The sequence below is a fragment of the Rhizobium sp. WYCCWR 11152 genome (assembly GCF_013087615.1).
Classification (GTDB): Bacteria; Pseudomonadota; Alphaproteobacteria; order Rhizobiales; family Rhizobiaceae; genus Rhizobium; species Rhizobium indicum.
In genome coordinates this window covers 12,533-33,117 of sequence record NZ_JABFCP010000010.1, presented here as the reverse complement: position 1 = coordinate 33,117, position 20,585 = coordinate 12,533, and the positions used below count along the sequence as shown (strand labels likewise).

Here is a 20,585-nt window from a genome sequence, read left to right as displayed (position 1 = left end):
TTATTTGATTGCGCCGGCCGCGATGCCGGCGATGAAATGGCGTTGAAGAGCCACGAAGATGACCAGGATCGGCGCCGTCAGGAGCACCGCGCCGGCCATGATGCCGCCCCAGGAGACCTTGGTGAGGCCGATCAGCGTTCCGAGCGCCACCGGCGCCGTCATCATTCCCGGTCTGGAATTGATCAGCAGCGGCCAGAGGTAGTTGTTCCAGGAGGCAAGGAAGAGGATGATCGCCAGTGCGGCCATGGTCGGGCGCGCCAGCGGCAGGGCGATGCGCAGGAAGATCTGCCATTCCTTGACGCCCTCGACGCGGGCGGCATCGAAAAGCTCGCCCGGCATCATCGAGAAGGACTGCCGCATGAACAGAACGCCGAGCGAATTGAACAGCGGCGGCACGATCAGAGCCACCCAGGTGTTTGCCAGTTTGAACTCGCGCGCCACCATGATGAATTGCGGGATGACGACCACGGAGAAGGGAAGCGTGATGGTGCCGAGGATGATGGCGATGACGATGGAGCGGCCGACGAAACGGTAACGTGCCAGCGCCCAGCCCGCCATCGAGGTCAGCAGTACCGACAGGACCGTATAGATGAGCGCGACGCCGATGGAGATCACCATGGCACCGATGAAATCGGTATCGGCCTGCAGGTTCTTGAAATTCTCGACGAAATTGGTCGATGGCCAAAGCACGATGTCAGGGCTGAAGATGCCGTTATCGGGCATTGTCGAGAAGACGAACATCATCCAGAGCGGAAACAGCCAGATTATCGCAAGCGGCGCCAGTGCGGCATGCAACGCGATCTGGCGCAGCAGAAGGGATTGAGATTTGGATTTCATTTCGGATCCCTCCCGACCCAGAGATTGAGAAGCGAGATCGCTACGGCAAGGGCAGCCATCGTATAGGCGATCGCCGAGGCATAGCCGAAGTTCAGCGAGGTGAAGCCCTGGCGATAAAGCAGCAGGCCGAGCGTCTCCGTGCCGCCGCCGGGACCGCCGCGATTGGTGATGAGGAAGGGCTCGGCGAAGAGCTGCATGGTGCCGATCACCGAGAGCACCACGCAGAAGAGGATGATCGGTTTCAGGAGCGGCAGTGTGATATGAAAGAATTGCTGGATCTTGCTCACCCGGTCGAGTGTCGCTGCCTCGTAGACATCGTCGGGAATCGACTGCAGGCCGGCGAGGATGATGATGGCGTTGTAGCCAGCCCAGCGCCATGTGACGGCAAGGATGATCAGCGCCATGGCGGCATTGGCATTGTCGAACCAGGAGACCGGGCTGAGACCGACGGCCGAGATCAGCTTGTTGATGATCCCGAAATCGAGGCTGAACATCAGCCGAAACACCGCGGCATAGGCGACCTCGCCGACGACCACAGGGGCGAAGAAGGCGAAACGGAAGAGCGGGCGCGCTTTCAGGAGCGGCGAATTGAGCATGACGGCCATAACGGTCGCAAGCGCGATCATGACAGGCACCTGGATCACCAGGATGATCAGCGTGTTGTAGAGGGCATTATAGAAGGCCGGGTCGTAGAAGAGCCGGCCCCAGTTGGCCTGGAAACTATATTTCCACGGGTTGATGCGGGTGTTCTGAAAGGAAATCAGGAACGAATTGATGATCGGCCAGACCCAGAAGGTGGCAAAGACCAGCAGATATGGGGCGAGGAACGCATAGGCGCTCCGGGTTCTGAACGGCATCGAGCCTTCTCCTCACAAAACCAATGAATGGTCGCCCGCCTCGCGCGGCGGGGAAAAAGCCGGGCGCGTCAAGCGCCCGGCTTCGTCATTCACTGCGCGATCGGAAGGCCGGTCGCCGAAGCGATCTGGTTGGCGGCATCGTCGAGAGCCGCCTTCGCATCGGGATAGCCGCCGGAGAAGAACTTCGTCTGCGCCGCCTTGAAGATGGCTTCGGCATCGCTCTGGAAGGCGGTGCCGCGGCTCGGCACGATCTTCGGCAGCGTCGCGAGGATATCAGCCCAGACCTTCTGACCGCCCCAATAGGGCTGTGCTTCGTTGACGAAGGGATCTTGAACGGCCGAGAGCAAAGATGGCACCAGACCGAATTCCTTCAGCATCGTTACCTGACCCTCGTTCGTGCCGAGGGCGTAGTTGACGAATTTCCAGGCCGCGTCCTTGTTTGCGGAGGTCGCGGAAATAGCGAGCGACGAACCGCCGAGATTGGCGGCATGCGGGCCATCGGCCGTCAGGCTCGGCATCTTGTAGACGCCCCACTTGCCCTTGAGATCGGGCGAGGTCGAACGCAGGGTGCCTTCATACCAGCCGCCATACAGCTGGCTTGCGGCCTTGCCGGCGGTATTGGCCTGGATCTTTTCGTCCCAATTGGCCGCCGTCAGCGTGCCGGCATCCTTCATTTCCTTCACCTTTTGCAGTGAGGAAACGCAGGCCGGCTGGTTGATGGTAATGGACTGGCCGTCGGTCGAGTAGTAGCCGCAGCCCTGCTCGTTGGCGATCATGCGAAACCATTCGCTGTCGCCATTGAAGTCCGCCTGCGCCATGACGACGCCGGGGTTGGCGGCGGAAATCTTCTTGCCGGCGGCAATAAAATCATCCCAGGTGTTGATCGTGCTCGGATCGACGCCGGCCTTTTCGTAGAGGTCGCGGCGATAGAAGACGGCGACAGGGCCGGAATCCCACGGCATGGCATAGGCGACGTCTCCGACTTCAAGCTCGGTGCGCTTGAATTCGGGGAATTTCGCCTGAATGTCGGGCGTGTAACCGAGCTCCTTCAGATTGGCGAAGCAATCGGGAAAACGGCTCCAGAAGATTTCAGCTTCGAAATTCTCGATGCTGACGATGTCGGGCAGGCCGTCGCCGCCGGCGGCGCAGGCCGCGAGCGTCTTATCGAAGACCTGGGCGTTGCCAAGGTCCTCGACGGTGATCTTGATATCGGGAAACTGTTTGTTGAAGCCTGGAAGCGTGGACTTCAATGCCGACGCGGCGACATTCCAGCTCCAGATGGTGAGATTGGCCGACTGCGCGTATGCGGAGCCGGAAGCAAGCACTGCGACAGCTGCGGTCGCAGCGAGAAGTTTGAAGCGCATTGAAAATCCTCCCTTTTCAATTGCCGATCTTTCACGAACGCGGTTAGACTATCTGTAAGGGAGCGGGTGTCTCCTAAAAAGGGAACATGAATTTGGCGGAAAGTAAGGTCGGCACACGTGCAATCTACCAGCCCGGCGCGAGCAGCATCGAGGGTTTGCCGACAGCGCTGCAGATGTTTCATGCCCATCCGCCCGTCATGGCCATGCCGCACTGGCATGCGCAGGTCGAAGTCAACTACGTGATGCGCGGCACCGTGCACTACCGGATGAGCGATCACGAATTCCGGCTGAACGCGGGCGAAATGTGCCTCTTCTGGGGTGGTCAGCCGCATCAGATGGACGAATCCTCAGACGATTCGCTCTATGCCGGCGCCCATCTGCCGCTCGTCTATTTCTTCCGGCTGCGCCTGCCGATCAGCGTTTCCAGCCGGCTTATGAAGGGTGAGACGCTGCTGACCTCGGCAACGGATGCCGCCGACAACGAAAACTTCACCCGCTGGTTCCGCTATGCCAATTCCGGCGATCCCGCCAAGGCCCAGCACGCCGTCGACGAGCTGCTGCTACGCATCGAGCGCATTGCGCTCGAACCCTATTCGATGACGTCGCAGGCGACCATCAATCTCGAGGGCGATCACCCGCATCCGCATTCCTCGCGCAGCGTCGCGCGCATGTGCGATTTCATCGCCGCCAATTTCCTGCACGACATCGATTCGGTCGATATCGCCCGCGCCGCCGACCTGCATCCGAAATATGCGATGAACCTGTTCAAGCGATCGACTGGCATGACACTCAGCAAATATGTGACGCTGCTACGGCTGTCGCGCGCCCAGGCGATGCTGATGAGCGAGGGCGCCAACGTGCTGCAGGTGGCTATGGACAGCGGCTTCGGCTCGATCAGCGCCTTCAACAAATCCTTCCGCCACATCGCCGGCATGTCGCCGTCGGACTTCCGCCGCGATATCCGGCTGGTTACCACGGTCCCGGCCGGCGCTTTCCGGAACTAGCTCAGGGCCAGCCGCAATTCGGCGTTCTGTGCGTCTGCCTGCGACTTATTTTTCACTGGGCAAAAAAGAGCCAACGCCTAAGGTGGCGGCAGAATACGCCCATTTTCTGTGCAAGTGCATGCACTATTGCATTTGCCAGGAAATTGGTGCCATCGCACTCTTAATAAAATCAATGATTTATAATTTGGCACGCACTTTGCTTCGATAGTTGCAGAGTTGGTGGCTAGGGTTCCGGCGTCGCAAGGCGTGGCTGGTCCGAGAGCTACCACCGGCAGGGGAGACATCCCGCCGGGTGCACGGCGGGACAAAAGCCCGGGAGACCTCGTAAGCCAAGGGATTGGCGGCACGATGGTCATTGCCGATCCCTTTTGAAGAAAAGCAAAAGGGGAATTTCAATGCAGACTTTTTCGAAGATCCTATCGATTACCGCACTGACGGCGTCCCTGGCGCTCGGGCTCGGCTCCATCGCCAAGGCCGAACAGAAGACCGATTTCAAGGTCGCCTGGTCGATCTATGTCGGCTGGATGCCCTGGGGCTACGCCGCCGATCACGGCATCGTCAAGAAATGGGCCGACAAATACGGCATCAAGATCGAGGTGACCCAGTTCAACGACTACGTCGAATCGATGAACCAGTATACCGCCGGCGCCTTCGACGCCGTGACGCTGACCAATATGGACGGCCTGTCGATCCCGGCTGCCGGCGGCGTCGATACCACGGCCGTGATTGTCGGCGACTTCTCGAACGGCAATGATGCCGTCATCCTCAAGGACAAGGCGAGCCTTGCCGACATCAAGGGCCAGAACGTCAATCTCGTCGAATTTTCCGTCTCGCATTATCTGTTGGCTCGCGCGCTCGAGAGCATCAAACTGACTGAGCGCGACGTGAAAGTGGTCAACACCTCCGACGCCGATATGGTCGCCGCCTACAAGACGGCTGACGTGACCGCGGTCGTCACCTGGAACCCGCTGGTCTCGACCATCCTCGAGGATCCCACGGCCAAGAAGGTCTTCGACAGCTCGCAGGTGCCGGGCGAGATCATCGACCTGATGGTCGCCAATTCAGGCGTGCTGAAGGACAATCCGAATTTCGGCAAGGCGCTCGCCGGCATCTGGTATGAAACCGCAGCACTGCTGACTGCGGACAGTGCCGACGGCAAGGCTGCGCGCGAGGCGATGGGCCAGGCATCAGGCACCGATCTCAAGGGCTTCGAATCCCAGCTTGCCGCCACCAAGCTGTTTGCCAAGCCGGCCGATGCCGTTGCCTTCACTGCCTCGGGCAGCCTGCCGAAAACAATGGATCTTGTCCGCAACTTCCTGTTCGAAAAAGGCCTGCTCGGCAATGGCGCGCCGTCGGCCGACGTCATCGGCATCGAAATGCCTGATGGCAAGGTCCTCGGCGACAGCGGCAACGTCAAGCTGCGCTTCACTGAGACCTACATGAAGGCCGCCGCCGACGGTTCGCTCTGAGCCATGTCAAAGCAGCGGTGCGGCGTTGACCGCACCGCCTACCCTTCATCAGCGGAGCTATCCCTATGCGCTGGATCAACACGAGGCCGAGCCGGGGCGCGCAGCTTGCCTTGACGCTGCTGCCCTTCGTGCTGCTGATCGTTGCCTACACTTTCGGCTCGGCGGCACGGCTGGCGGAAAACGCCAACGACAAACTGCTGCCCGGTCTTGCCGGTTTTGCCGATGCGATCGATCGCCTGGCCTTCATCGCCGATCCGCGCACCGGACAATACCTGCTCTGGTCCGATACGGGTGCGAGCCTGATCCGGCTGTTGGCCGGCCTCGGTATCTCGACAGTCACCGCGCTCATCATCGGCATGCTGATCGGCATGCTGCCGTATCTCAGGGCGCTGCTCTCGCCCTTCGTCGCCGTTATCTCGATGGTGCCGCCGCTGGCGCTGCTGCCGATCCTTTTTATTGCCATGGGGCTTGGCGAAGCCTCGAAGATCGCGCTCATCGTCATCGGCGTTGCGCCGACGATGATCCGCGACCTTGCGCTGAAGGCGCTGGAACTGCCGCGCGAACAGATCGTCAAGGCTGAAACGCTCGGCGGCTCTTCCTGGCAGATCGGTCTTCGTGTCGTGCTGCCGCAGATCCTGCCGCGGCTGATCACCTGCCTCAGGCTTCAGCTCGGTCCTGCCTGGCTGTTCCTGATCGCCGCCGAAGCGATCTCGTCGGATTCCGGCCTCGGATACCGCATCTTCCTCGTCCGCCGCTATCTCTCGATGGACGTCATCTTTCCCTATGTCGTCTGGATCACGCTGCTCGCCGTGATCATGAATTATATCCTCGATCGCATCCGCATCGCCGTCTTCCCCTGGTCTGAGCTGGAGAAGCAGGCATGAGCGAGTTGGTGATCGAAAAGGTCTGGAAAGAGTATGGCGACCAGATCGTACTCGAAGATGTGTCGCTGACCGTCGCTTCGCGCGCCTTCGTCGCGCTTGTCGGCCCGTCCGGCTGCGGCAAGTCGACGTTCCTGCGCATGTTGCTCGGCCAGGAGCGGCCAACGCGAGGGACGATCCTGCTCGACGGCGAAGCTCTGCCACAGGAGCCAGGGCCGGATCGTGGTGTCGTCTTCCAGCGCTACTCCGTGTTCCCGCATCTGACAGTGCTCGGCAATGTGCTGCTTGGGCGGGAACTCGCAGCGTCTCGCTATAAAGCCAAGCTTTTCGGCGCTGCCCGTCGCAACGCCGTCGACGAAGCGCGGCGACTGATCGGCGAGGTCGGCCTATCCGGTGCCGAGGGCAAATATCCGGCGCAACTGTCAGGCGGCATGCAGCAGCGCCTGGCTTTGGCGCAGGCCCTGATCATGAAGCCGAAGGTGCTGCTGCTCGACGAGCCTTTCGGCGCGCTCGATCCCGGCATTCGTGCCGAGATCCACACATTGATGAAGCGGCTCTGGCACGAAACGCAGATGACCGTCGTCATGGTGACGCACGACATGCGGGAGGCCTTCACGCTGGCAACGCGCGTCGTCGCCTTCGAGCGCAAGCGCGACCGCCCGGAGGAAAAGGAGCGCTACGGCGCGACGATCACCAAGGACATTTCCATCTGGCCGCCCAGGCTTGCCGGCGCGCCCTCCATCTTCAGCCCCGACCGGGACGGCCCGGTCATTTCTCTGGGCCTTCGCCGGGACGACCCGGCTTCCAGTCCGTCAGGAGAAAAACCATGATGCATGTCAGACGTTCGCCCGAAGAAATTGCCGCCAACCGGCAGCGCTACGAGGAACACCAGAAGAAGGGGCTGGAATTTGCCCCAAAGGCCCTGCCGGCGCCGAGCCCCCTTCCCGCCCCCGCAATCGATGCGGCTGCGATCATCCATCAGGAAACCATCCCCGGCGGCTGGTACTGGTCGACCGCGCTGAAGCGCGGCGAGGCTCTCCGCATTGATCAGGGCGAAGGCGGATCGACCGTGGCGCTCGTCGCCTGGAACGCCGCTGACACGAGTGAACGGCTCAATCTCGTCGATACGGTCAAGGTGCAGTGGACAACCGCCCTCGGCAAGGGCCGCGTTATCTTCTCGGACATGGGCCGAGTGATGTTTTCGCTGATCGAGGATAGCTCCGGCGCTCACGACTGCCTGATGGGCGGCTCGACCGCAGCTTCGAACGCTGCAAAATATCCTGGCGTCAAGAGCCGCAACACCCGCGACAATCTCGTGCTCGTCGCCGGCAAGCTTGGTCTCACCAGGCGCGATATTCCCGCAATTCTCAATCTCTTCGCTCCCGTCCGCGTCGACGATGACGGTGGCTTCCACTGGCGCGGCAAACTCTCCAACAGCGGCGACTATGCCGAACTGCGCGCCGAAATGGACATGATCGTCGGCTTTTCCAATTGTCCGCATCCGCTCGATCCCGACCCGGTCTATGCTCCGAAGCCGGTGATCGTCACGCGCTTTCGCGCCCCCGCCCCCGCAATCGACGACCTCTCGCGCACGGCGACCGCCGAAGCCCTTCGCGGCTTCGAGAACAACGCCTCGATGCTGGCCTGAGGGAGGATGACGATGACCGATTTCATCAAGACTTCAGCTTCGCGCAGCCTGGAAAATGCCGTGCAGGAACATTTCATCCCGGCCGAAGCGCCGTGGTCCGGCATCGTGCGCAAGGGTCAGACCATCCGCATCGAGGACAGCTACGGCCAACAGGCGATCGACACGCTGTTTTATCGCGCCGATGACTTTGCCGAGCGGTATTCCAACCAGGATACGATGCGGGCGCAAGGTGGCGCCTATATCGGCACCGGCACGAAGATCATCTCGAACGAAGGCAACGTCATGCTGGTCATGACGGCCGACAGCTGCGGCCGCCACGATACATCAGCCGGCGCTTGCTCCTGCGAGAGCAACACGGTGCGCTTTGGCCACGGCACCAAATACCTGCATGCCTGCCGCGACAATTTCGTGATCGAGGTGACCAAACACGGCATGAGCAAGCGCGATATCGTGCCAAACATCAATTTCTTCATGAACGTGCCGATCAAGCCGAACGGCGAGATGACCATTGTCGACGGCATTTCCGCGCCCGGCGACTATGTCGAGCTGGTGGCGGAGATGGACGTGCTCTGCGTCGTCTCCAACTGCCCGCAGATCAACAATCCCTGCAACGGCTTCGATCCGACGCCGATCCGGGTGCTGATCTGGGACGGTGAGGACTGATCGATGTTCACCAAGGTTCTTATCGCCAATCGCGGCGAGATCGCCGTCCGCGTCATCCGCACATTGAAGAGGATGGGCATTGCCTCGGTCGCCGTCTATTCCGATGCCGATCGCTTCTCGAAGCCGGCGCTGACCGCTGATGAGGCCGTCCGCCTCGGCCCGGCGCCTGCTTCCGAAAGTTATCTTGACGTCGATGCCGTCATTGCTGCCTGCAAGGCGACGGGCGCTGAGGCCGTGCATCCAGGCTACGGCTTCCTCTCGGAGAATATCGGTTTTGCCGAGCGGCTCGCCGCTGAAGGCATCGCCTTCATCGGCCCGCGGCCGGAGCATCTATCGGCCTTCGGCCTGAAGCATACGGCGCGCGAATTGGCGAAAGCGAGCGGCGTGCCGCTGCTGCCCGGAACCGATCTCTTGCAGAGTGTTGACGAGGCGCTTTCGGCTGCCGAGACCGTCGGTTATCCCGTCATGTTGAAAACCACAGCCGGCGGCGGCGGCATCGGCATGCAGCTCTGCGCCGATGCGGCCGGCCTCAAGGCTTCCTTCGAAAGCGTGCAGCGGACCGCGCGCGCCAGCTTCGGGGATGCGCGCGTTTACATCGAGCGTTTCGTTGCTGAAGCGCGCCATGTCGAGGTGCAGATCTTCGGCGACGGCAAGGGCGGAGTGATTGCGCTCGGCGAACGTGACTGCTCGCTGCAGCGGCGGAACCAGAAGGTCGTCGAGGAGACGCCTGCGCCTGGCCTTTCCGCGGAGACAAGGGCGCGCCTGCACAAGGCGGCGGTCGATTTGGGAAGCTCGGTCTCCTATGAATCGGCCGGCACTGTCGAATTCATCTATGACCCCCAGCGCGAGGAATTCTATTTCCTCGAGGTCAATACCCGCCTTCAGGTCGAGCATCCCGTCACAGAAGCCGTCTTCGGCATCGACCTCGTCGAATGGATGATCCGGCAGGCGGCCGGCGAGGACGTGCTCTCGGGTGCTAAGGCCCTGACGCCGAAGGGTGCGGCGATCGAGATGCGGATCTATGCCGAGATGCCGCATGCCGATTTTCGCCCGAGTGCCGGCCTTTTGACCGAAGTCATTTTTCCGGAAAGCGCCCGCGTCGACGGCTGGATCGAGACGGGAACCGAGGTGACGCCCTTCTACGATCCGATGCTTGCCAAGCTGATCGTGGCGGCGGAAGACCGGCCGGCGGCGATCGAGATGCTGAAGGCAGCACTCGCCGAAACGTCGATATCAGGCATCGAGACCAATCTCGATTATTTGAGAACGATCGCCGCTTCCGAATTGCTTGCCGGCGCCAAGGTGGCAACGACGGCGCTGCGCGACTTCGCCTTCATTCCGGATGTCGTCGAGGTTCTCGCGCCTGGCGCGCAGTCAAGCATTCAGGAACTGCCGGGCCGGCTCGGCCTCTGGCATGTCGGCGTGCCGCCGAGCGGGCCGATGGACGAGCGCTCCTTCCGCCATGCCAACCGGTTGGTCGGCAATGCCGACGTGACGGCTGCGCTCGAATTGACGGTTTCCGGCCCGACATTGCGGTTTTATGCCGACCAGACGATCGCGCTTGCCGGCGCCCGGATGGCGATGACATGCGACGGCGTAAAATTGCCGCATGACACCCCGGTATTGATCCGTGCCGGTCAGGTTCTGTCGATCGGTACGATCGAAGGACCGGGACAACGCGCCTATCTCGCCGTCGCCGGTGGTTTTGCCGCTCCCGTTGTGCTCGGCTCGCGGGCGACTTTCGGTCTTGGTCAGTTCGGCGGCAACGCCACCGGCACCCTGAAGACAGGGCATGTGCTGCACTTTGCCCGCCAAGTACCGGCCGAACCGGTGAGACCAGCGACGGAGGCAGCCGTCTTGACGCGCGAATGGGATGTCGGCGTCGTCTATGGCCCGCACGGGGCTCCCGATTTCTTTCAGGATGGGGATATCGAGACGCTGTTTTCGACGGCTTACGAGGTGCATTTCAACAGCGCCCGCACCGGCGTTCGCCTCATCGGTCCCGCCCCGGTTTGGGCACGTAGCGACGGCGGTGAGGCGGGGCTGCACCCCTCCAACCTGCACGATAATGCCTATGCGATCGGGGCGATCGATTTCACCGGCGATATGCCGATCATTCTCGGCCCCGACGGTCCGAGCCTTGGCGGCTTCGTTTGCCCTGCAGTGATCGCCCGCGACGAGCAGTGGAAGATGGGCCAGTTCAAGCCCGGCGACCGCATCCGTTTTCATGCAGTAGTGCGGCCGGAAGACCCGATCGCCGGCCCGGCGGTGCGGCGGGTCGCGGAAGAGACGGGTTCGCCGATCCTCGGCACCAGCGAGGATGGCCCGGTTTCTGTCGTCTATCGCCGCCAGGGCGACGACAATCTGCTCGTCGAATATGGGCGGATGGCGCTCGATATCGCGCTTCGGCTGCGGGTGCATCTGCTGATGCAGGCCGTTGTCGAGGCCCGCCTGCCCGGCGTCGTCGACCTCACCCCCGGTATCCGCTCGCTGCAGATTCATTATGACGGCACGCAGCTGACGCGCCGGCGCCTGCTGGGACTGCTTTCCGAGATCGAGGCGACGCTTCCGGCAGCCCAGGAGGTCACGGTGCCGAGCCGCATCGTGCATCTGCCGCTTTCCTGGAACGATCCGGATGCGGAGCTTGCGATGCGCAAATATCAGGAGCTCGTGCGCCCGAATGCGCCCTGGTGCCCGTCGAATATCGAGTTCATCCGCCGCATCAACGGCCTTCCCGACGAACAGGCCGTTCGCGATATCGTCTTCGATGCCAGCTATCTGGTGCTCGGTCTCGGCGATGTCTATCTTGGCGCGCCGGTTGCGACCCCTGTTGATCCACGCCATCGCCTCGTGACGACGAAGTATAATCCCGCCCGCACCTGGACGCCTGAGAACGCCGTCGGCATCGGCGGCGCCTATATGTGCATCTACGGCATGGAAGGACCGGGCGGCTACCAGCTCTTCGGCCGCACCATCCAGGTCTGGAACACATGGCGGGAGACACCGGCCTTCGCCAGGGGCAAGCCCTGGCTGCTGAACTTCTTTGACCAGATCCGTTTCTTCCCTGTTAGTAATCAGGAGTTGACGGAGGCGCGCGCCGCCTTCCCGCACGGCGGCTATCCGATCCGGATCGAGGAGACGGAATTCTCCTATGCTGCCTATGAGAGAGAATTGCAGGCGAACGCAGCGTCGATCGGTCGCTTCAAGGCAACGCAGCAGGCCGCCTTCGATACTGAGCGCCAGCGCTGGAAGGAAGCCGGGCTCGACAGCTTCGTCACCGATGAAGGCACGGGCGAAAGTCCGGATGGGGATATTCCCGACGGCTGCTTCGGTGTTGCCAGCGCCGTGCCCGGCAATATCTGGAAATTGCTGGTCGAGCCGGGTGCCTCGGTTGCGGCCGGCGATACACTCGCCATCATCGAATCGATGAAGATGGAAATCAACGTCACCGCCCATGCGGCAGGCCGCGTCCGCGACCTGCGTGCCGGGCCGGGAAGAAACGTCAAAGCCGGCGATATCATCGTCGTTCTGGAGGAATGCTGACATGCTGCCGACCATCCTCGATCTCTCAAGCCTTCGCGCCGCCTATCAATCCGGCCTGACGCCGCTCGACGCCATCGAAGAGGTGATCGCCCGCCGCGCCGCCTCGAAAGATCCGGCAATCTTCATCACGCCGGTGCCGGATGAAGAGCTGCGCGCCGCCGCGAAAGCTTTGATGGCACGCGCGCCTGAAGCAAACAGCCTGCCGCTCTGGGGCGTTCCCTTCGCCGTCAAAGACAATATCGATGCCGCCGGCCTGCCGACGACCGCTGCCTGCCCGGCCTATGCGTATCGGCCGGAAGCCGACTCCACCGTCGTTGCCCGGTTGAAGGCGGCTGGCGCCATCATCATCGGCAAGACCAATCTCGACCAATTCGCGACCGGCCTCAACGGCACGCGCTCGCCCTATGGCGCGCCGCGTTCGGTCTTCGATGCAGCCTATATCTCAGGCGGTTCGAGCTCCGGATCATCAGTCGCGGTCGCCTCCGGCCTTGCCGCCTTCGCGCTCGGCACGGATACGGCGGGTTCCGGCCGCGTGCCCGCCGCCTTCAACAATCTGGTCGGCATCAAGCCGACGCCGGGTCTTCTGCCGAATACTGGCGCTATGCCGGCCTGCAGGAGCGTCGACTGCATCACGATCTTTGCCGCGACCGTCGGCGACGGCGTCGCGATCCGCAAGGTCGCCGAGGGTTTCGACGCTGCCGATCCTTTCTCCCGTCGCGCCAAACCGGCCAACCTGCCGGTATCGGGGTTGCGTATCGGCGTCCTGACCGACGCCGAGCGGGAGTTCTTCGGCGACAAGGAGGTGGAGGCGCTCTACGACCAGGCGATCGAACGGGCCAAAGCGCTCGGTGCGACCATCGTGCCTTTCGATTACGCGCCATTCCGCGAGGCGGCCGCGCTTCTCTATGACGGGCCGTGGGTCGCCGAACGCCTGGCGGCGGTCGAGACCTTCCTTGCCACCAACGCGGCCGATTTCGACCCGACGGTCAGAGGGATTATCGAGGGCGCCAAGGGTAAGACCGCGGTCGAGGCTTTCAACGGCCGATACCGGCTGGAAGAATTGCGTCGCAAGACCGAGGCCGAATGGGAAAAGGCCGACGTGCTTCTGCTGCCGACTGCACCGACCACTTACACCGTTGCGGATATGCTGGCCAATCCCGTCGTGCTGAACGGTCGCCTCGGCCGCTACACCAATTTCGTCAACCTGCTCGATTGCGCAGCGATCGCCGTTCCGGCCGGCTTCGGAAAAGGTGGCTTACCGGGCGGCGTTACCGTCATCGCACCTGCCTTCACCGACGATGCGCTGGCGCCGCTTGCCGACGCGCTGCACCGCGCGGCAAGCTCCGGCATGGGCATCGACCGGCAGGCTGCGATCCCCGAAGCAAGCCGTGTTGTGCCCGGCGATGACGGTTTTATCGAAATTGCGGTCGTCGGTGCGCATCTGACCGGCATGCCGCTCAATCACGAACTGGCAGGCGCAGGCGGGCGTCTGGTCAAGACCTGCCGCACGGCCGGCGATTATCGCCTCTTCGTCTTACCCAATACCACGCCGCCGAAACCCGGGCTGCTGCGCGAGCCCGGCCACAAGGGTCAGGGACTGGAGGTCGAGGTCTGGGCACTGCCGGCCGATGCTTTCGGCAGGTTCGTCCAGAAGATTCCGGCACCCCTCGGCATCGGTAAGCTGACGCTCGAAGACGGTCCCAGCGTCTCTGGCTTCGTCTGCGAGGCGCATGCGGTGAAAGGTGCCGAGGAAATCACCGCACTTGGCGGCTGGCGCAACTATATCAGCGCCAAGCTGGCGAGCTGAGAGGAGGCCTAACATGGCGGCAAAACTCGTCTGGCGCCTGATCGATCTGCTGCGGGACGGTCTGGCCGCCCGCAGCGAAGCGATCGGCAACACCTGTGTCAGCCCTGGCGGTTCTGAGAGCGTTCGGCAAGTTCGACGATAATGCCGTCGGGATCGCGAACGAAGGCGATCTTGTTCAGCATCTCGGAGTGGACGGCAAAGCGCGGCCGCTCCTTGATCTCGACGCCCGCCAGTTCGAGGCGGACGAAGGTCTCGTCGACATTGTCGAAATGAAGGGTGAGGTGGCGGACGCCGGCCGTATCGTCAGGCACGTCGACTGCTCTCGACGCGCCGCCGGGCGGCGCAAAGACCTCCAGCATGCCGCCGCCTGCATCGAGGAACGCGACTTGCATGCCATTCGCCATCGTCTTGCGCAGCACGAGGCTGAGGCCGAGCAGGCCACAGTAGAAATCGACGGTGCGGTCCATGTCGCTGACCGTCATGCCGACATGCTCGAAGGATTTCAGCATCGGAGAGCCCTTCCCGATTCAGACGGTGGCCGCAGCCCGCCATTCCCCTGCCGGAAGCCAGGAGCGATAGAGCGGATGATCGGCGGCGATCGGCATCGGCGTCGGTTGTCCGGTTCGCTGCGAGAAATAAGCGGCCGTTACCAGTTCCAGCGAATTGCGGGCATCCTGCAGCGTCACCGGTGGGTCGGTGTCTTCGACGATCGCCTTATGGAAGAGCTCGAACTGACGGGTGTAGCCATCCTCGCCAGGCACATAGGCGGCGAGCACTTCGTCGATCCGCGCCTGATGTTCCTCTGTCCCGGCGGTGAACGTCCACGGATCACGGCCCATCGTATAGGGTTCGATGATGCTTTCGGCGACGAGGTCGTTGAAGCAGAAGCGCAACCGCGAGATCTCCTTGCGCGAACCCAACGTCATCGACAGCGTCGCCAGCGAGCCATTCTGCATCTTCACCGAAAGGGCTGCCGTATCCTCGACCTCGATCGGATTGACCAGCGTCGCCCCATAGGAAAACACCTCGGCGCAAGGGCCGTGCACATAGTTCAGCATGTCATGGGCGTGGATGGCGTGGCCGAGAAGGCCACCGCCGAGTTCGCTCGCCCATTTGCCGCGCCACGGCACGGCATAATAATCCGGCCCGCGCCACCAATGGGTTTCGATCGTGGTCAGGAACGGCTTGCCGGCCAGGCCGCGTTCGATCAGCAGCTTCAGCTTCTGCAGGCCGGAACCATAGCGATACTGGAAGATCGGCATCAGCTTCTTGCTGGGGAAGCGGGCAAGGATGCGCCCCATCTCGTCGACCTCGGCGATCGAGCCGAAGAGCGGCTTCTCGCAGATCACGTGCTTGCCAGACTCGATGCCCTTGCGGCACAGTTCGAAATGCGAACTCGGCGGCGTCGAAATGTCGATGATGTCGAGATCGTCGCGGGCAAACAGCGAATCCGCATCCTGCGTGTATTCGCCAATGCCGTACTCCTCGCACAGCGCTCTGCCGCGCTCCTCATCGAGCGAGCAGAGCACGGGAACTTCGAAAAGCTCCTTGTTCCAACCGAAGCCGGCCAGATGCCGCGCAGCGATGCCTGCGCCGATGACGCCGACGCGCAATTTCCTGGTCATGATATCCTCCTCAGCGAGCGCCGATGCGCGCGGCTTTCGCCTGGGCTTCGAGCGAAAGACGGCAGACTTCAAAAACGTGATCCTGGGTCATCGCCGTCTGCGTGCGGTTGCCGACGTCGGCGGTGAAAGCGTCGAAATAATCGAGCTTTTCGCCGCTGCAATCGATATGGGTCATTTCCTTGCCATTGACCAGGAAGAGGTGATCCTTGCCCGGCCGGCCGGCGATATCGATATATTTGCGCAGTTCGATGTAGCCTTCGGTGCCGAGAATGGTCAGGCGCCCGTCGCCCCAGGTCGGCAGCGCCTCCGGCGTGAACCAGTCGACACGGACATAGCCCGCCGCCTTGTCGGAACGCAGAAGCACCTCGCCGAAATCCTCGAAGGCGGGCTTGTCGGGCATGCCGAAATTGCCGATCGAGCTTGCAATGACCTCACCTGTGGTCGAGCCGGTATAGAACAGGAACTGGTCGACCTGGTGCGAGGCGATATCGACGATGATGCCGCCGAAGGCTTCGGGATCGAAGAACCAGTCCGGCCGGGTTGGCAGCTGCAGCCGGTGCGGGCCGACGCCGAGCGTCTGGATCACCTTGCCGATTGCGCCTTCGGCGACGAGCTTGCCGGCCTTGACGGCGGAGCGCACGCAGTGGCGCTCGGAAAAGCAGATCGAGAAGATCTTGCCGGTCTCGGCAACGGTGCGCCTGACCTCCTCGAGCTGGGCGAAGGTCGTCACGCCAGGCTTGTCGGTCATCACATCCTTGCCCGATCTCATCGCGCGGATGGCAAGTCCGGCGCGGTCGCGGGGGATTGCGGAAATGCAGATGACATCGATCGACGGATCGTCGAACAGCTTTTCCCGATCGATCTGCGGCGCGTCAGGATAGGTCTTCTCAAAGGCCTCGCGCAGTGCCGGCACCGAGGTCTGCGGGCAATAGCCGACGAACTCGCCGCCTGAAGCAAGCAATCCCTTCACGTGATCGAACGTATGCCCATGGTCGATTCCGACGACGGCAAATCTCAACATTGCTGCAATATCCTCCTGGGATTTTCGTGCGGCCGGCCGATGCCAGCCTCCTCCATGTTGGGCAAAACAGATAACGAAAGCCGGCTCCTGTCAAGGCGAGATGGAGGGCAAAATCGTCGCGGCCTGTATTTAAATATTTGAAATTCAACAGTTATTTTGTATCTAAATAGTTATTTTGTGGGCTTTTGCAATTGGATTCCAGAGGAAGCCCGCCGCCCGAGCCGATCAGGCGAAAGTCTTTTTCCCCGACGCATCTTGCCCCGTCTCCGTGAATGTGATCGATTTCGGCTGCCGCCGGGCTGGAGGGCGGCAACACCCCGCAATGTTTTTAAAGAGCGCTCCCCGCTCGCCTGTGACGGAAGATCACCATGTCTCAACCTCTGCTCGATGTCGCCGCTTCGGATGGTCTTTTTGTCGGTCGCATCTGGAATCCCGAAGTGCAGGGACCGAGCATTGTGATGTTACGCGAGGGTATGCTGGTCGACATCACGTCGCGCGAGGCGCCGACGCTGAGCGCTCTCCTGGAGAGGTCAGATGCCGCCGGCTTTGTCCGCGCAGCAAGTGGCAAGGCGGTTGGCTCGCTGGCGGACATCGCCGCCAACAGTACCGGAGCTCCGGATCAAACGCGCCCTTATCTCCTTGCGCCCGTCGACCTGCAGGCAGTCAAGGCCTGCGGCGTTACCTTTGCGCAGTCGATGATCGAGCGCGTCATCGAGGAGAAGGCCGCCGGCAGTCCGGAACGCGCCGCCTCGATCCGCGAGCGTGTCAGCACGCTGATCGGCGGCAGCCTCACCAATCTGAAGGCCGGTTCGCCGGAGGCCGCCAAGGTCAAGCAGGCATTGATCGACGAGGGCATGTGGTCGCAATATCTCGAGGTCGGCATCGGGCCTGATGCCGAAGTCTTCACCAAGGCGCCGGTGCTCTCCTCCGTCGGCTGGGGTGCCGATGTCGGCCTGCATCCGATCTCGACCTGGAACAATCCGGAGCCGGAAATCGTGCTTGCGGTCAACAGCCGCGGCGAGATCAAGGGGGCGACACTCGGCAACGACGTCAACCTGCGCGATGTCGAGGGCCGTTCGGCACTGCTGCTCGGCAAGGCCAAGGACAACAACGCCTCCTGCTCGATCGGTCCTTTCATCCGCCTGTTCGATGCCGGCTACAGCCTGGATGACGTCCGCAAGGCCGAACTCGACCTGAAGGTGTCAGGCGAGGACGGCTTCGTGATGCACGGCAAGAGTTCGATGTCGCAGATCAGCCGCGATCCAACCGATCTCGTCAAACAGACGGTCGGCGCCCATCATCAATATCCCGATGGTTTCATGCTTTTCCTCGGCACGCTGTTTGCGCCGACGCAGGACCGGGACGCGCCGAAGCAAGGCTTCACCCACAAGATCGGCGATGTCGTCGAGATTTCCTCGGCAGGCCTCGGTGCGCTCGTCAACACCGTGCGGCTCTCCACCGAATGCCCGCCCTGGACCTTCGGTATTTCGGCGCTGATGAGCAATCTGGCAAAGCGCGGTCTTCTCTAAATTACTGATTCCGTCGCCTGCCCTGCAGCAGGTCGAGAACGGAGTTTGCCGCCTCGAGAACGTTTGTCCCCGGGCCAAACACGGCTGCGACGCCGTGTTCATGCAGGAATTCATAGTCCTGGCGCGGGATGACACCGCCGCAGACGACGATGATATCACCACCGCCCTGTTCCCTCAGCCTGTCGATCAACTGCGGTAGCAGCGTCCTGTGACCGGCCGCCAATGACGAGACGCCGACGACATTGACCTTTTCGCTGAGCGCGACGCCGGCGGCTTCCTCCGGTGTCTGGAAAAGGGGACCGGCGAGCACATCGAAGCCGATATCGCCGAAGGCCGAGGCGATCACCTTGGCGCCTCGGTCGTGTCCGTCCTGGCCGAGCTTGGCGACCATGATCTTCGGCCGGTGCCCCATGGCTTCCGTCACCTCGGTCATGCGAGTCTTGAGCACGGCGAGTTCCGGCTCATTTTCATACGCTTGGCCATAGACGCCCTTGATCACCACAGGCGTGGCGGCATGATCGCCGAAGGCATCGCGCATCGCATCCGATATCTCGCCGACCGTGGCGCGGGCCCGCGCCGCCTCAATGGCGGCTTCGAGCAGATTGCCCTTGCCGCTCTGTGCGATCTCGGCCAGGGCCGCCAGCGTGTCGCGCGCGGCTCGGCCATCGCGCCGCCTCTTGGTTTCCTCGATACGTCTGATCTGCGCTTTGCGCACCGCGCTATTGTCGATCTCCAGAATGTCGATCGGCTGTTCGTTGTCGAGCCTGTAGCGGTTGACGCCGACGATGACCTCCTCGCCCTTGTCGACGGCTGCCTGGCGGCGCGCGGCCGCTTCCTCGATCAGCCGCTTTGGCAGGCCGTCATTGACGGCCTTCGTCATGCCGCCGAGAGCTTCCACCTCCTCGATCAGCGCCCAGGCTTTGTCGGCAAGCTCCTTCGTCAGGCTCTCGACGTAATAGGAGCCCGCCAGCGGATCGACCACCTTGGTGACGCCGGTTTCGTGGCTCAGGATCAGCTGCGTGTTGCGGGCGATGCGGGCGGAAAATTCCGTCGGCAGCGCGATTGCCTCGTCGAAGGAGTTGGTATGCAGCGACTGCGTGCCGCCGAGCACGGCCGACATCGCCTCGAAAGCGGTGCGGATGATGTTGTTATAGGGGTCCTGTTCCTGCAGCGAGACGCCGGAGGTCTGGCAATGGGTGCGCAGCATCAGCGAAGAGGTCTTCTTCGGCTGGAATTCCTCCATGATGCGGGTCCAGAGCAGCCGGGCGGCGCGAAGCTTTGCCGCCTCCATGAAGAAGTTCATGCCGATCGCGAAGAAGAAGGAGAGCCTGCCGGCGAAATCATCGACATTTAGGCCCTTGGCAATCGCCGCCCTGACATATTCGCGACCGTCGGCCAACGTGAAGGCAAGTTCCTGCACCAGCGTCGCGCCGGCCTCTTGCATGTGATAGCCGGAGATCGAGATCGAATTGAATTTTGGCATCTCCTTGGCCGTATATTCGATGATGTCGGCAACGATCCGCATCGAGGGTTCGGGCGGATAGATATAGGTGTTGCGGACCATGAACTCCTTGAGGATGTCGTTCTGGATGGTCCCCGAAAGGTCGGCTCGTGGAACGCCCTGCTCCTCGCCGGCCACGATGAAGGAGGCAAGGATCGGGATGACGGCGCCGTTCATGGTCATCGACACCGACATTTCGCCGAGTGGAATGCCGTCGAACAGGATCTTCATGTCCTCGACGCTGTCGATTGCCACACCCGCCTTGCCGACATCGCCCTCGACGCGCGGATGATCGCTGTCATAACCGCGGTGGGTGGCAAGATCGAAGGCGACCGACAGGCCCTTCTGGCCGGCGGCGAGATTGCGGCGATAAAAGGCGTTCGATTCTTCTGCCGTGGAGAAGCCGGCATATTGGCGGATCGTCCAAGGCCGGCCGGCATACATCGTCGCGCGGGGCCCGCGGGTGAAAGGCGAAAAGCCGGGAAGCGAACCAAGGTGCCCGGCGCCGTCGAGATCCTCGGCCGTATAGAGCGGCTTGACGGCAATGCCTTCCGGCGTCTGCCAGGTCAGCTTCTCGGGCGAGGTGCGCAGTTCCTTTTGCGCAAGTTCCGCCCAATCCGACAGCGTCTTCTTCGTCATGCGTTTCCTCCGGCTTTTTTCATCCCCACCCTACCATTTCACAGGCTCCTCGTGCGATAGAGCCCGAACAGGATGATTTTAGGCCGAGCCGGCTAAAATCTGAATCCTATTCTACATTATATAGTTAGAGCATGATGTCGTCCGAAAACCGCTCACACTTTTCGGCATCATGCTTTTGGATAATTAATGCGGCAAAT

General features: G+C 62.0%; 16 protein-coding genes and 1 riboswitch. Of the genes, 9 read left to right on the top strand and 7 right to left on the bottom strand.

The features are described from left to right. The 3 genes from G9X67_RS20345 to G9X67_RS20335 all read right to left on the bottom strand — a co-directional run bounded on the left by G9X67_RS20345 (position 1) and on the right by G9X67_RS20335 (position 3,058). Positions 1-837: a carbohydrate ABC transporter permease gene (locus G9X67_RS20345; protein WP_138333984.1), complete on the bottom strand. Its 837-nt coding sequence runs from the start codon at positions 835-837 to the stop codon at positions 1-3. Then, entirely contained in the window at positions 834-1,694 is an 861-nt protein-coding gene (locus G9X67_RS20340) for a sugar ABC transporter permease (RefSeq protein WP_138333982.1), read from the bottom strand. The genes G9X67_RS20345 and G9X67_RS20340 overlap by 4 nt, the downstream gene beginning before the upstream one ends. Before the next feature lie 89 nt (positions 1,695-1,783). Then, positions 1,784-3,058 carry an extracellular solute-binding protein gene (locus G9X67_RS20335; RefSeq protein WP_138333980.1) on the bottom strand — a complete coding sequence of 425 codons (1,275 nt, stop codon included), beginning with the start codon at positions 3,056-3,058 and terminating at the stop codon, positions 1,784-1,786. 86 nt (positions 3,059-3,144) lie between these two features. Here G9X67_RS20335 and G9X67_RS20330 point away from each other — a divergent pair, with 86 nt between their 5' ends. The 8 genes from G9X67_RS20330 to atzF all read left to right on the top strand — a co-directional run bounded on the left by G9X67_RS20330 (position 3,145) and on the right by atzF (position 14,073). Next, positions 3,145-4,062 (top strand): helix-turn-helix domain-containing protein, encoded by a 918-nt coding sequence (locus G9X67_RS20330; RefSeq protein WP_138333978.1) that lies wholly within the window; start codon positions 3,145-3,147, stop codon positions 4,060-4,062. A 212-nt stretch (positions 4,063-4,274) separates the two neighbouring features. Beyond that, positions 4,275-4,383, top strand: a riboswitch (guanidine-I (ykkC/yxkD leader). Between the two features lie 74 nt (positions 4,384-4,457). Further along, entirely contained in the window at positions 4,458-5,531 is a 1,074-nt protein-coding gene (locus G9X67_RS20325; protein ID WP_138333976.1) for a putative urea ABC transporter substrate-binding protein, read from the top strand. A gap of 65 nt (positions 5,532-5,596) precedes the next feature. Then, the gene (locus G9X67_RS20320) at positions 5,597-6,415 is read left to right on the top strand and encodes an ABC transporter permease subunit (protein WP_138389976.1); all 819 of its coding nucleotides are present in this window, start codon (positions 5,597-5,599) and stop codon (positions 6,413-6,415) included. Then, the gene (locus G9X67_RS20315) at positions 6,412-7,242 is read left to right on the top strand and encodes an ABC transporter ATP-binding protein (RefSeq protein WP_138333972.1); all 831 of its coding nucleotides are present in this window, start codon (positions 6,412-6,414) and stop codon (positions 7,240-7,242) included. The genes G9X67_RS20320 and G9X67_RS20315 overlap by 4 nt, the downstream gene beginning before the upstream one ends. Further along, positions 7,239-8,060 carry an urea amidolyase associated protein UAAP1 gene (locus G9X67_RS20310; RefSeq protein ID WP_138389977.1) on the top strand — a complete coding sequence of 274 codons (822 nt, stop codon included), beginning with the start codon at positions 7,239-7,241 and terminating at the stop codon, positions 8,058-8,060. The genes G9X67_RS20315 and G9X67_RS20310 overlap by 4 nt, the downstream gene beginning before the upstream one ends. 12 nt (positions 8,061-8,072) lie before the next feature. Then, positions 8,073-8,723 (top strand): urea amidolyase associated protein UAAP2, encoded by a 651-nt coding sequence (locus tag G9X67_RS20305; RefSeq protein ID WP_138333968.1) that lies wholly within the window; start codon positions 8,073-8,075, stop codon positions 8,721-8,723. A 3-nt stretch (positions 8,724-8,726) separates the two neighbouring features. Further along, a complete protein-coding gene (gene uca, locus G9X67_RS20300) occupies positions 8,727-12,266 on the top strand; it encodes an urea carboxylase (protein ID WP_171599514.1) in 3,540 nt (1,179 codons plus the stop codon). 1 nt (position 12,267) lies between these two features. After that, on the top strand, positions 12,268-14,073 hold the full coding sequence (gene atzF / locus G9X67_RS20295; protein WP_171599513.1) for an allophanate hydrolase: 1,806 nt from the start codon (positions 12,268-12,270) through the stop codon (positions 14,071-14,073). A 98-nt stretch (positions 14,074-14,171) separates the two neighbouring features. Here the strand turns inward: atzF and G9X67_RS20290 are convergent, their stop codons facing one another. The 3 genes from G9X67_RS20290 to G9X67_RS20280 are packed head-to-tail and all read right to left on the bottom strand — an operon-like array spanning position 14,172 to position 16,719. Then, the gene (locus G9X67_RS20290) at positions 14,172-14,582 is read right to left on the bottom strand and encodes a VOC family protein (RefSeq protein ID WP_171599512.1); all 411 of its coding nucleotides are present in this window, start codon (positions 14,580-14,582) and stop codon (positions 14,172-14,174) included. Positions 14,583-14,600: 18 nt separating this feature from the next. Beyond that, the gene (locus tag G9X67_RS20285; RefSeq protein WP_171599511.1) at positions 14,601-15,698 is read right to left on the bottom strand and encodes a Gfo/Idh/MocA family oxidoreductase; all 1,098 of its coding nucleotides are present in this window, start codon (positions 15,696-15,698) and stop codon (positions 14,601-14,603) included. A 10-nt stretch (positions 15,699-15,708) separates the two neighbouring features. Beyond that, complete coding sequence (locus G9X67_RS20280) at positions 15,709-16,719, bottom strand: Gfo/Idh/MocA family oxidoreductase (protein ID WP_171599510.1); 1,011 nt, start codon at positions 16,717-16,719, stop codon at positions 15,709-15,711. Positions 16,720-17,087: 368 nt separating this feature from the next. On the opposite strand from G9X67_RS20280, the gene G9X67_RS20275 reads away from it, so the two are divergent. Then, positions 17,088-18,248, top strand: a complete 1,161-nt coding sequence (locus G9X67_RS20275; RefSeq protein ID WP_138333956.1) for a fumarylacetoacetate hydrolase family protein — start codon at positions 17,088-17,090, stop codon at positions 18,246-18,248. A 1-nt stretch (position 18,249) separates the two neighbouring features. On the opposite strand, the gene scpA is transcribed toward G9X67_RS20275, so the two are convergent. Continuing rightward, positions 18,250-20,388 (bottom strand): methylmalonyl-CoA mutase, encoded by a 2,139-nt coding sequence (gene scpA, locus G9X67_RS20270; protein WP_138333954.1) that lies wholly within the window; start codon positions 20,386-20,388, stop codon positions 18,250-18,252. Positions 20,389-20,585: the final 197 nt, after the last annotated feature.